Origin of the sequence: Catenulispora subtropica, assembly GCF_039531675.1 — a bacterium.
In the GTDB taxonomy this organism is placed as follows: domain Bacteria; phylum Actinomycetota; class Actinomycetes; order Streptomycetales; family Catenulisporaceae; genus Catenulispora; species Catenulispora subtropica.
Genome location: NZ_BAAAQM010000012.1, coordinates 94,132 through 106,251, shown reverse-complemented (window position 1 = coordinate 106,251; position 12,120 = coordinate 94,132). Strand labels below are relative to the sequence as shown.

The 12,120-nt window shown below is 73.1% G+C and carries 9 protein-coding genes; 6 read left to right on the top strand and 3 right to left on the bottom strand.

Translation table 11 applies throughout. The features are described 5' to 3' along the window. Positions 1–185 precede the first annotated feature (185 nt). Positions 186–1,907, top strand: coding sequence for an ABC transporter transmembrane domain-containing protein (locus ABD466_RS13045; RefSeq protein WP_344657260.1), 1,722 nt, complete (start codon positions 186–188; stop codon positions 1,905–1,907). 1 nt (position 1,908) lies between these two features. Then, entirely contained in the window at positions 1,909–3,711 is a 1,803-nt protein-coding gene (locus ABD466_RS13040; RefSeq protein WP_344657259.1) for an ABC transporter ATP-binding protein, read from the top strand. A 31-nt stretch (positions 3,712–3,742) separates the two neighbouring features. On the opposite strand, the gene ABD466_RS13035 is transcribed toward ABD466_RS13040, so the two are convergent. Further along, positions 3,743–4,732, bottom strand: coding sequence for a DUF4037 domain-containing protein (locus ABD466_RS13035; protein ID WP_344657258.1), 990 nt, complete (start codon positions 4,730–4,732; stop codon positions 3,743–3,745). After that, entirely contained in the window at positions 4,729–5,757 is a 1,029-nt protein-coding gene (locus tag ABD466_RS13030) for a GlxA family transcriptional regulator (protein WP_344657257.1), read from the bottom strand. The genes ABD466_RS13035 and ABD466_RS13030 overlap by 4 nt, the downstream gene beginning before the upstream one ends. 71 nt (positions 5,758–5,828) lie before the next feature. On the opposite strand from ABD466_RS13030, the gene ABD466_RS13025 reads away from it, so the two are divergent. Next, positions 5,829–6,812, top strand: a complete 984-nt coding sequence (locus tag ABD466_RS13025) for an NADP-dependent oxidoreductase (protein WP_344657256.1) — start codon at positions 5,829–5,831, stop codon at positions 6,810–6,812. Between the two features lie 31 nt (positions 6,813–6,843). Here the strand turns inward: ABD466_RS13025 and ABD466_RS13020 are convergent, their stop codons facing one another. Further along, positions 6,844–7,821 (bottom strand): GNAT family N-acetyltransferase, encoded by a 978-nt coding sequence (locus tag ABD466_RS13020; protein WP_344657255.1) that lies wholly within the window; start codon positions 7,819–7,821, stop codon positions 6,844–6,846. Between the two features lie 219 nt (positions 7,822–8,040). Here ABD466_RS13020 and ABD466_RS13015 point away from each other — a divergent pair, with 219 nt between their 5' ends. From ABD466_RS13015 to ABD466_RS13005, 3 genes are all read left to right on the top strand, one after another. Continuing rightward, positions 8,041–10,173, top strand: coding sequence for a DUF6421 family protein (locus tag ABD466_RS13015; RefSeq protein ID WP_344657254.1), 2,133 nt, complete (start codon positions 8,041–8,043; stop codon positions 10,171–10,173). Positions 10,174–10,236: 63 nt separating this feature from the next. Next, complete coding sequence (locus tag ABD466_RS13010) at positions 10,237–10,950, top strand: SDR family NAD(P)-dependent oxidoreductase (protein ID WP_344657253.1); 714 nt, start codon at positions 10,237–10,239, stop codon at positions 10,948–10,950. 38 nt (positions 10,951–10,988) lie between these two features. Further along, entirely contained in the window at positions 10,989–12,053 is a 1,065-nt protein-coding gene (locus ABD466_RS13005; protein WP_344657252.1) for a threonine aldolase family protein, read from the top strand. The last annotated feature ends 67 nt before the right edge of the window (positions 12,054–12,120 follow it).

Here is a 12,120-nt window from a genome sequence, read left to right as displayed (position 1 = left end):
CCCTCGCGAAAGGCTGACAGGGTACTTGCGTGGCGCATCATTCCGGTGGTGCAAGGGGGGTGCGCTCATCCAAGCGGCAGTGAGGGACCTGAGTCAAGCCTCGAACAGACTCGGCTTGCCGAGCCGGCCCCGGGCGCGCCGAAAACGGGTGGCCGCCCGCGCGCGGGCCGGTCTACCGTGCGATCATGCGCCACCTCCCCGAGCCGGATCCCGGCATCCCCGACACGCGTTCGGCGACCCGGTTCCTGTTCTGGCTGGTCCGGAAGCAGTGGACGTCGATGACCCTCGGGGCGTTCTGGGGCGTGGTCTGGATGGTCAGCCAGGCGCTGATGCCGGCCGCGATCGGCAAGACCATCGACGCCGGGGTCACCGCGAAGGACCCCGGCGACCTGTGGCGCTGGTCGGCGGTGGTGCTGGTGCTGGGCTGCCTGACCGGCGTGGCCGGCGTGCTGCGGCACCGCTGCGCGGTCACCAACTGGCTCACCGCCGCCTACCGCACCGTGCAGCTCACCGCGCGCCGGGCCACCGAGCTCGGCGCCACCCTGCCCAGCCGGATCGCCACCGGCGACGTGGTGGCGATCGGCACCGCCGACACCTCCAGCATCGGCGGCACGATGGATGTCTCGGCGCGGTTCACCGGCGCGATCGTGTCGATCGTCGTGGTGGCCGTGCTGCTGCTGGCCGCCGACGTCCGGATCGGCCTGACGGTGCTGATCGGCGTGCCGGTGATCACGGCCTTGGTCGGGCCGCTGTTGAAGCCGATGCACCGCCGCCAGAGCGAGGTGCGCGCGCTCCAGGGCCGGCTGACCGGGCGGGCCAACGACATCGTGGCCGGCCTGCGGGTGCTGCGCGGCATCGGCGGCGAGCCGGAGTTCGCCGAGCGGTACCGCGCCGAGTCCCAGCGGCTGCGCTCGGCCGGAGTCCGGGTGGCGCGCGTGGAGTCGCTGCTGGAGTCGGCGCAGGTGCTGCTGCCCGGGCTGTTCGTGGTCGGCGTGACGTGGCTGGCGGCCCGGCTGGCGATCTCCGGCGACATCACCACCGGGCAGCTGGTGGCCTTCTACGGCTACGCCGCGTTCCTGGTGATCCCGCTGCGCACCATCACCGAGGCGTGGGGGCGGTTCCTGCGGGCGCACGTGGCGGCCACCAAGGTGGTCTCGGTGCTCGGGCTGAGCAACCCGCTGAACGAGGGCGCCGCCGCCGAGGCGGCCGACGACGCCGAGGGATCGGGCGCGCTGGCCGACGCGCACTCCGGCGTGTCCTTCGCGCCCGGCGGCTTCACCGCGGTGGCCGCCACCGACCCGGCCGAGGCGATCGAGCTCGCCGACCGCCTGGGCCGCTACCGGCCCGCCGACGGCGTCACGCTGGACGGCGTGCCCGTCGACAAGCTGCCGCTGACCCGGCTGCGGCGGCGGGTGCTGGTGGCCGACAACGAGGCGCGGCTGTTCGCCGGACGGCTGGCCGACGAGCTGGCCCCGCCGGCCGCCGGCGGGGGCGTCACGCCGGCCGACCTCACCGCGGCCCTGCACACCGCCGCCGCCGAGGACATCCTCGACGCCCTTCCCGAGGGCCTGGACGCCGAGGTCACCGAGCGCGGCCGCTCCTTCTCCGGCGGCCAGCAGCAGCGGCTGCGCCTGGCGCGCGCCCTGCTCGCGGACCCCGAGGTGCTGCTCCTGGTCGAGCCGACCAGCGCGGTCGACGCGCACACCGAGGCCCGCATCGCCGACCGGCTGGCCGCGGCCCGGGCCGGCCGCACCACCGTCGTGTTCACCACCAGCCCGCTGATGCTGGACCGCGCCGAACACGTGGTCTTCCTCGCCGACGGCCGCGCCGTGGCCGAGGGGCGGCACCGCGAGCTGCTGGCGACCGTGCCCGCCTACCGGGCCACCGTGGCCAGGGAAGAGGACTGACATGGCTGCGGCACCCCCACCTCCGGCGACCCCCACGGCCGGCCGGCAGGCGCTGCCGGTGGCCGCGTACCCCGACGTGCGCCGGTACGCCGCGCAGGTCGCCCGCCGCCGGGGCCGCGACCTCGGGCTGACCGTCGGCCTGTTCGCGCTCGCCGCGGTGGCCGGACTGTTCGGCCCGCGGCTGCTCGGCGCGCTGATCGACAGCGTGCAGCACGGCACCACCGCCGGGCACGTCGACGCCGTCGTCGGGCTCATCGCCCTGTTCCTGGTGGTCCAGACGGTGCTGACCCGGTACGCCAAGCTGGCCGCCGGCAAGTTCGGCGAGGGAGTGCTGGCCGAGCTGCGCGAGAACTTCGTCGCCCGGGTGCTGGAGCTGCCGCTGTCGGTGGTGGAGCGGGCCGGCAGCGGCGACCTGCTGTCCCGGTCCTCGCGCGACGTGGACTCGCTGAGCCAGGCCGCGCGCTTCGGCGTGCCGACCACCTTGGTCGCGATCGTCACCACCGTGCTGACGCTGGTCGCGCTGGCCCTGGTGACGCCGTGGGCGATGCTGCCGCTGCTGGTGATCGTGCCGCCGATCTGGGTGGTGTTCCGCTGGTACATCAAGCGCGCGCCGGCCGGCTACCTGGCCGAGAGCGCGCGCTACGCGGACATGACCGACGGGCTGACCGAGACCGTCGACGGCGCGCGCACCGTCGAGGCGCTGGGCCTGCACCGGCGGCGCATCGAGCGCACCGACGAGGACATCCGGCGCCAGTTCGCCGCCGAGCGGTACACGCTGTACCTGCGCTGCGTGTTCTGGCCGACCGCGGAGTCCTGCTACATCCTGCCGGTGGCGCTGACGCTGCTGCTGGGCGGGCTGGGCTACGTCCACGGCTGGTTCACCCTGGGCCAGGTCACCGCCGCCACCATCTACACGCAGCAGATCATGGGGCCGATCGACGAGATGCTGGCCTGGGCCGACCAGCTCCAGGTGGGCGGCGCCTCGCTGGCGCGGCTGCTGGGCGTGGCCGGCGTGCCGGCCGACCGCGAGGCCTCCGGCGAGCAGCCCGACGGCGAGGACCTGCGGGCCACGGATGTGCGGTACTCGTACATCCCCGGCCGCGAGGTCCTGCACGGCGTGGACCTGTCGCTGCGCGCGGGCGAGCGCCTGGCGATGGTCGGCCCCTCAGGCGCCGGCAAGTCGACCCTGGGCCGCCTGCTGGCCGGCATCCACGGGCCCACCGAGGGCTCGGTCGCGGTCGGCGGCGTCCCGCTCGTCGAACTGCCGCTGGGCGACCTGCGCGGCCAGGTGGCGCTGGTGAACCAGGAACACCACGTCTTCGCCGGCACGGTGCGCGAGAACGTGGTGCTGCCGCGCCCGGACGCCACCGACACCCAGGTCCGCGACGCCCTCGCCGCGGTCGACGCCCTGGCCTGGGTCGACGCTCTGCCCGACGGGCTGCGCACGGCGGTCGGCGCCGAGGGCCACACCCTGTCCCCGGCCCAGGCGCAGCAACTGGCGCTGGCCCGCCTGGTCCTGGCCGACCCGCACACCCTGGTCCTGGACGAGGCGACCTCGCTCATCGACCCCCGCGCGGCCCGGAACCTGGAACGCTCCCTGGCCGCGGTGCTCGACGGCCGCACGGTGATCGCCATCGCGCACCGCCTGCACACCGCCCACGACGCGGACCGGGTCGCGGTGGTCGAGGACGGCGTGATCGCCGAACTCGGCAGCCACGAGGAACTGGTGGCGACCGGCGGCGCCTACGCCGGGCTGTGGGAGTCCTGGCACGGACGCGGGGCGGCCGCGGTCGAGCAGCGGTAGGCCACAGCAGGTCACAGCAGGTCACAGCAGGTCACAGACCGCCGGTCGTCGCCCGCACCGCACCCCGCGTGAACTCGATGCCGCCGAGGAAGTCGGTGCTGTCGCCGAACTGGTCGACGGCACCGACCGGCGGCAGGGCCCGGACCTCGGGGTCCGCGATGCCCGCGAACAGCGCGCCGGCGAAGCGGTCGGCCCCGATCACCCGGAAGGGCCGGTCGAAGTAGAGCCGCACCGTCGGATCGATCGTCTCGGTCAGACCGAGGCCGTTGTGCAGGTCCGCGACCTGCTCGTAGGCGCGCGCCAAATGCTCCTCGCGCGTCCTCCAGTCGGTCGCGGCCAGCGTCCCGGCGAGGTGCGGTGTGAGCTCCCTGTGCCCGAACGCGGACCCGAGCCATTTGCTGTAAGGCGGGTACCGCCGCTCCATCAGCAGGACCAACCGCATCAGGTCCCGGACCAGCCGCGCGGCCACCACCGCCGATCCGAGCTCGTCCCCGACCTCCCCGCAGCGTCCGACGAAGGCCTCCTCCTGCGAGATCCGCTTCCACTGGCAGCCGAGCACATACAGCCACACGTCCCGCGGATACCAAGCCAGGCGCTCGCGGTCCTCCTCCAGCCGCCCGAGCCCGTCGTGGAACACCGCGCCCGCCGTGATCTCCGCCAGCCGCTGCGTCGGCGCCGCCAACCAGTCGACGGTCGTCACCCCCGCCGACGGCGTGAACCCCAGCATCCCGGTCATCCAGCCGTCGATGTCCGCGATCTCGACCAGCGTCGGGTAGCCGAGGAACACTTCCGGGAGCTGACGGGCGATCCGCTCCCCGTTCCGCGCCACCTCGTCCGGCGCCAGGAACAGCTGCAGACGCGCGCCCCAGTCATGGTCCGTGGACCGCGTCGTGTCGAAGCCCAGCACCTCCGATCCCGGGCCCAGCCGCGCGGCGGAATGCGCGACTCCTTCCAGGGCCGGCAGTACAGCCTCCTGATAGAACCGCCGGGACAACTCCAGCCCCGTGACGAACCCGCTCACACTCCCACCCCTTGAAACGTCTTGCGATAAGCCTGCGGCGACACCCCGACCGACGCCCGCAGATGCTGCCGCATCGACGTCGCGGTCCCGAACCCGGCGCGCTCGGCGACCCGGTCGATCGGCAGGTCCGTGGCCTCCAGCAGGTGCCGGGCCAGGTCGACGCGCTGGCCGGTGAGCCACTGGCCGGGGCTCTGGCCGGTCTCGGTGCGGAACTGGCGGGTGAACGACCGCACGCTCATGCCCGCGCGCCCCGCCAGGTCCTGCAACGTCAGCGGTTCGTGCAGCCGCTCCAGCGCCCACGCGCGGGCCGGACCGGTCCCGGCGGCCGACGGCTCCGGGACCGGGCGTTCGATGTACTGCGCCTGGCCGCCGGCGCGCGACGGCGGGACCACGCAGGCGCGCGCCGCGAAGTTCGCGACCGCGCTGCCGTGGTCGGTCCGGATGATGTGCAGGCACAGGTCGATGGCGGCGGCGACGCCGGCCGAGGTGAGGACGTCGCCGTCGTCGATGAACAGCACGTTCGGATCCACACTCAGCGCCGGGAACTGCTCCTCCAGCCGGTCGGCCTGGTTCCAGTGTGTGGTCACGGTGCGCCCGTCGAGCAGGCCCGCGGCGGCGAACACGTACGCGCCGGTGCACAGCGCGACCTTGCGCGCGCCGTCCGGGACCAGGGCGAGTGCGGCGGTCAGCTCCGGCGGCAGCGGGGCGCCGGCGGCGATCTCGTCCACGAACGGGTACGCCGGCGGCACGACCACCGTGTCGGCGGTGCGCAGCGCCTCGGCGCCGTGCTCGACCAGCAGCGCGTAGTCCTCGGTGGTGCGCACCGGCCCGGCGGTGAGGCCGCAGGTCACGACCTCGTACAAGGGCTGCAGGTCGGCGTCGAGCGCGGCCCCGAAGACCCGGTTCGGGATGCCGAGGTCGAAGGGGATCACGCCGTCCAGCGCCAGCACCACGACGCGGTGCCGGACGCGGTCCGGGTCGAGGGCGGACAGGTCGACGTGACAGGGGTTCGCCGGTGCGCTCATGGCCCGATCCTTTCACATGTTGGCCATCGGGCCACTGTCGAAGATCCCTCCCGCTCGGCGAGGCTGGAGGCATGACAGAACAGACCGAACAGACCACCATGCGTGCCGTCGTCGCGGCCGAGGCCGGACCGGCCGGCGTCCTCCACCTCACGCGGGCTCCCAAGCCCCAGCCCGGCCCCACCGAGATCCTGGTCCGGGTCCACGCCGCGGCGATCAACCCCGCCGACTGGAAGACCCGCGCCGGCGGCGGCTGGGCCGGCCGCGGGGGAGTGCTGGCGGACGGCGGCGTCATCCTCGGGTGGGACGTCTCCGGCGTGGTCGAGGCGGTCGGCCGCGGCGTCACGATCTTCCAGCCCGGCGACGAGGTCTCCGGGATGCCGCTCTTCCCGCACTTCCCCGGCGGCTACAGCGAGTACGTCACCGCCCCGGCCCGCCACTTCGCCGCCAAGCCGTCCGGCCTGACCCACGTGGAGGCCGCCGCCCTGCCGCTGGCCTCGCTCACCGCCTACCAGGCCCTGGCCGACTTCGCGAAGGTCCAGCCGGGGCAGCGGGTCCTGGTCCACGCCGCGGCCGGCGGCGTCGGGCACCTCGCGGTGCAGATCGCCAAGGCCCTGGGCGCGTACGTCATCGGCACCGCCAGCGCGGCCAAGCACGACTTCGTCCGCGGCCTCGGCGCCGACGAGGTGGTCGACTACCGCGCCGTGGACTTCGCCGACGTGGTCGCGGACGTGGACGTGGTGATCGACGCCATCGGCGGCGACTACTACGACCGCTCCCTGCGGATCACCAAGCCCGGCGGCACGGTGGTGGCGCTGTGCTACGACGTCACGCCCGAGATGCGGGCGCGTGCCGACGAGCGGCGGGTCACCGCCGACTTCATGCTGGTCGAGCCCGACCACGCGGGCCTGCTCGCGATCCGCGCGCTCGTCGAGGACGGCCGGCTGCGCCCGGTCGTGGACACCGTGCTGCCGCTGGCCGAGGCCGCGAAGGCGCACGAACTCGGGGAGACCGGCCGCACGGCGGGCAAGATCGTGCTGAGCGTCGTCGAGGGCTGAGAAGCCCGGCCGGCCGGCCACGCGGTGGGCGCTATCCGTCCAGCGCCCACCGGGTCCGCCGCTGGTGCGGCACGAACCCGGCGTTCTCGTACACGCCGAACGCCCCCGTCGGGTTCGCCGCGTCCACGCCGAGGCTGGCCCGGTCGTACCCGTGCTCCTCGGCGGCCCGCAGCGCCCGGCTGATCAGCGAACCCGCCACGCCGCGCCGCCGGTAGTCCCGCATCGTCCCGATCACCAGCAGATGCGCGTCCCGGACCCCGGTGGCCTCGGTGTCGGCGTCCCAGCTCAGCGTCAGCACCATTCCGGCGGGCGCACCGGTGGCCTCGTCGCGCAGCAGGAAGCTGATCTCCGGCCGCATGTTGCGGTTCGTGTACCGCGCCTTCCACGCCTCGTCGGTCACCGGCGTCGAGCCCCAGTGGTCGCGGAACGACTCGTCGCGGATCAGGTGGAACTCCGCGTCGTTCTCCGGCGACCAGCCCTCCAGCCGCAGGCCGGCCGGGACCGGGGCGTCGGCGATGGCCGCGCCGAGCGGATGCCGCATGTGCTGGAAGTAGCGGACCGGCTTGAACCCCAGCGACTCGTACAGCGCCCGGGCGTCGGTCACGGTGTCCCGCCGCTCGACGTCGATGATCAACTTGAGGTTCGGGTGGACGCGCTCGTGCGCCGCCCGCGCCAGCTCGATCCCCTCCCGCAGCAGCCGGCCCCCGATGCCCCGGCGGCGGTGCGTCGGGCGGACCGTGCCGTCCGCCCACACCCGGTGTTCACCGGTGGCCAAGGGCCGGACCATCACCGTCAAGTAGCCGACCAGCAGATCTCCATCGAAGGCGGCGATGCTGGCGCGCGCCAGGTCCACGTTGGGGTCGCCGAGTTCCTCGGCCGCGTCCTCGGCGCTGTAGTTCTCCTCGCCCTCGTCGGCGGCCTCGGCGGCGTTCAGCAGATCCGCCACGTATTCGGCGTCTGAGACAAGGAGTGGACGCCACGACAGATCGTCGGCAGATTCAAGTGCCATGGAAACCGACCGTATGCGCGCCGGTCGTCCGGGGCCACTGGAATATTCGCCGGTCAGGCTCGGTGCCGGACGCCTACCGGGCCGCTCACAACTTACTCCTGCGATCAAGGATTGTCTCCGAAGGATTTTCGCCGGTAGACTGATCACACACAACATCTTCCACATGTCATGAGATCGTCAGATCCCCATCCCCCTTCCCCGACCCCTGGCGAGGTACCTATGCGGCAGCACACGGGATTCCTGCGAGTCCTGTTCGACGAGGCGCACAGCGAGGCCTGGACCATCGATCCGGCGGCCGCGCTCGCGATGAATCCCGTGAACCCGGCGGACGCCGGCTACACGCATGCCGCCGATCTGCTGCGGGCCCGCGGGTACGAGGTGGAGGCGCACCGCGACGGGGCCTTCACGGCCGAGCTGCTGAGCGCGACCGACGTCCTGGTGGTCGCGCACCCGGCGGACCCGGGCCGGGAGCGCACCACCGGGATCGGGACGCCGGTGTTCACCGGCGCCGAGCTGGACGCCGTGCAGTCCTATGTCTCCCGCGGCGGCGGCCTGGTGCTGCTGGCCGACAGCGAACAGGACGCCGGCACCAACCTGGCCGCCCTGCTCGGGCGGTTCGGCGTGGGACTGGAGCACCTCACCGTGCAGGACGCCGCCCACCGCCACCAGGGCAACGCCCGCTGGGTGCTGGCCGAGCGGGCCAAGCTGCCGGAGAGCCGGATCGAGCCCGAGGACCTGCTGGCCGGGGTGGCCGAGGCGTGTTTCTACCGCTCCGGGACGCTGTTCACCGCGCCCGACGCCGACGTGCTGCCGCTGCTGAACTCCTCGGCCACCGCCGACCCGGCCGACCGGCCGCTGGCGGTCGGCGTCCGCTTCGGCAAGGGCCGGGTCGTGGTCTTCGCCGACTCGGACATGTTCGGCGACGACTCGATCGGCGACTACGACCATCGAGCCCTGTGGATCAACGCCGTCACCTGGGCCTCACGCCGCCCGGCGCCCGCGGCCGAGACGGCCGCCCCCCACGCGGTCGTGGCGTCCCCGGCCTTCGCCGAACTCAAGGCCGCCGTCGAGGAGCTGCGCCCGATGCAGTCCAAGGACGGCTCCATCGACTTCGGGGCCGGCCACGACCGGGCGCGGGCCGAGGAGCTCGCGAGCCGGATCGGCGGCGCGGTGGAGGCGCTCGCGCCGTCCTTCCCGCACGACGTCGACTACCTCGCCGCGGTGCAGAAGGACCTGACCCGCTGGGCCGAGGGCGGCTTCGGCGTGCCGGACTTCCTGGACTCGCTGATCGCCTTCAACCCGGCGCGCAGCCGCGAGGACGGCCGCGAGCACCTGGTGCTGTTCCCGATGTACACGCAGAACGGCAACCCGGACCGCGTCTTCGAGGCGCTGGTGATCCGCGCCGTGTGGCCGGACTGGATCGCCGAGCTGGAGCGGGACAAGTACCCGAACGCGCAGTTCCTGCCGATCGAGTTCGCCTCCCGCGAGGGCTTCACCCCCGGGTACGACACCAACAGCGCGGTGCTGTTCCCCGAGACCGTCGCCGTACGCGAGACGCCGGTGTTCACCTGGGGTGCGATCTTCTGCGACCGCGAGGCCGCGCGTTTCCGCATGGTCACCTCGGCCGCGGCGCGGACCCTGAAGATGTCGCTGCCGCCGGACGCCGCGCGGCTGCTGGAGGACCAGCGGCTGACGCAGGAGGTGTTCGTGCTCTGGGACCTGGTCCACGACCGCACCCACAGCCACGGCGACCTGCCGTTCGACCCGTTCATGATCAAACAGCGGATGCCGTACTTCCTGTACTCGCTGGAGGAGCTGCGCTGCGACCTGACCGCGTTCCGCGCGGCCGTGGAGCTGGAGCGCGAGGGAGGCACCGGCGCCTCGCACGCCCGCCTGGTGCAGTACGCGATCCTGTTCGACCGCCTGTTCCGCTTCCCGATCACCGGTGGCCGGGTCCGCAACTACGACGGCCTCGGCGGGCAGCTGCTGTTCGCCTACCTGCACCGGCACGGCATCGTCCGCTGGACCGACAACCGGCTGGCCGTGGACTGGACCCGGATCGCCGACGCGGTGATCGCGCTGGGCACCGAGGTGGAGACCCTGTACCGGGACGGCATCGACCGGCCCAAGCCGGCGCACTGGATGGCCGCGCACCAGCTGGTCGCGAGCTACGTCGCGCCGAACCCGTCGTCGGTGTGGGCCCGCGGCGCCGAGGCGCTGCCGCTGGACGGGCCGCCGAAGGGGCTGGTGGACGCGGTGCTGCCGGACGAGTTCCCGCTGTCGATGTTCTACGAGGCCCTGAGCAAGAAGCTGGGCCCGGTCGTCGAGGCGACGCGCGGCGTCACCGGCTGAGGGAGCCGCGTCGCCCTATCCTGGTCGCTTCGTTTCAACACCCCGATCGGAGATCACAGCAGCATGAGTCTGAACCAGGAGTCCGTGGTCGTGGTGGCCGGCGCCGGCGGCGGGGCCGGCGGCGCCGTGGTGCGCGCGCTGACCGCGGCCGGGGCCACCGTCATCGGCATCGACACCACCACCGAGCACGCCGAGCGCGCCGCCGCGGAGGCGGTCGCCCCGGGCCGCGCGGTCCCGGCGGTGGTGGACCTGCTCGACGTCGACGCCACCCGGGCCTTCGCCGAGGGCGTGCTGAAGGAGTACGGCCGCGTCGACGGCCTGATCCACCTGGTCGGCGGCTGGCGCGGCTCCAAGACCTTCGGCGAGACCAACCTGGAGGACTGGGACCTGCTGCACCGGCTGCTGATCCAGACCACCCAGCACACCTCGCTGGCGTTCGCCGAGCCGCTGGCGGCCTCCGGCGACGGCCGCTTCGTGCTGATCTCGGCCACCGCCGCCTCCGCTCCCACGGCCGGCAACGCCGCCTACGGCGCCGCCAAGGCCGCCGCCGAGGCCTGGACGCTGGCGCTGGCCGACTCCTTCGGCAAGGACGGCCATGGCGCCGCGGCGGTCATCCTGGTCGTCAAGGCGCTGCTCACCGACGCCATGCGGGAGGCCAAGCCGGAGGGCAAGTTCCCCGGCTACACCCACGTCGACGACCTGGCCGCCGAGATCGTGAAACTGTGGACGCTGCCCGCCGCGGAGGTCAACGGCACCCGCGTCCGGCTCGCCCCCTGAACCCGTACCGCCGCAGATCCGACCCTGATGAGGAACCCGTGACCATCACGCGCCGCCACGACCCCGACTACCGTGGCTTCGCCAGCGACAACTACGCCGGGATCCACCCGGAGATCCTGGAGGCGATCGCGGTCGCCAACGGCGGCCACCAGATCTCCTACGGCGAGGACGTCTACACCGAGCACCTGCAGGACGTGTTCAAGGGGCACTTCGGCGAGCGCGCCGAGGCCTTCCCGGTGTTCAACGGCACCGGAGCCAACGTGGTGGCGCTGGACGCGATGAGCCCCCGCTGGGGCTCGGTGATCGCCGCGGCCACCGCGCACATCAACGTCGACGAGTGCGGCGCGCCGGAGAAGATGGGCGGCCTGAAGCTGCTGACCGTCCCCACCCCGGACGGCAAGCTGACACCGGAGCTGATCGACACCCACGCCTGGGGCTGGGGCGACCAGCACCGGGCGCAGCCGCTGGTGGTGGCCATCACCCAGTCCACCGAGCTCGGGACCTGCTACACCCCGGACGAGATCCGGGCGATCTGCGACCACGCGCACCAGCACGGGATGAAGGTGTTCCTGGACGGCTCGCGCCTGGGCAACGCCGCGGCCACGCTGGGCCGGCCGTTCCGCGCGTTCACCACCGACGCCGGGGTGGACGTGCTGACCTTCGGCGGCACCAAGAACGGCCTGCTGGCCGGGGAGTGCGTGGTGGTGCTCAACCCCGACGCCGCGCAGGGCGTGATGTACCTGCGCAAGATGTCGATGCAGCTGGCGTCCAAGATGCGCTTCGTCTCGGCGCAGTTCGAGGCGCTGCTCGGCGGCGACCTGTGGCTGCGCAACGCCTCGCACGCCAACGCGATGGCGCTGCGGCTGGCCGCGGCGGTGCGCGACGTGCCGGGCGTCCAGATCACCCAGGAGGTGCAGGCGAACGCGGTGTTCGCCCTGGTGCCGAAGGACGTCACCGAGCGCCTGCAGAAGCGGTTCCGCTTCTACACCTGGAACGAGCACACCGGCGAGGTGCGGTGGATGTGCTCGTTCGACACCACCGAGGAGGACATCGACGCCTTCGCGGCGGCGGTGCGTGAGGAGATGGCCGGCGCGAGGGACTGATCCGCCGATAATCGTTTGTCCGTCCCCTGCCACTCCGGCAGACTGGACCGCAGACGCCACCCCAGCC

What these genes read in the sequence shown, in the direction of transcription:
- ABD466_RS13045 (WP_344657260.1), top strand. Translation starts at nt 186, where the DNA reads ATGCGCCACCTCCCCGAGCCGGATCCCGGCATCCCCGACACGCGTTCG.
- ABD466_RS13040 (WP_344657259.1), top strand. Translation starts at nt 1,909, where the DNA reads ATGGCTGCGGCACCCCCACCTCCGGCGACCCCCACGGCCGGCCGGCAG.
- ABD466_RS13030 (WP_344657257.1), bottom strand. Translation starts at nt 5,757, where the DNA reads ATGAGCGCACCGGCGAACCCCTGTCACGTCGACCTGTCCGCCCTCGAC.
- ABD466_RS13025 (WP_344657256.1), top strand. Translation starts at nt 5,829, where the DNA reads ATGACAGAACAGACCGAACAGACCACCATGCGTGCCGTCGTCGCGGCC.
- ABD466_RS13020 (WP_344657255.1), bottom strand. Translation starts at nt 7,821, where the DNA reads ATGGCACTTGAATCTGCCGACGATCTGTCGTGGCGTCCACTCCTTGTC.
- ABD466_RS13015 (WP_344657254.1), top strand. Translation starts at nt 8,041, where the DNA reads ATGCGGCAGCACACGGGATTCCTGCGAGTCCTGTTCGACGAGGCGCAC.
- ABD466_RS13010 (WP_344657253.1), top strand. Translation starts at nt 10,237, where the DNA reads ATGAGTCTGAACCAGGAGTCCGTGGTCGTGGTGGCCGGCGCCGGCGGC.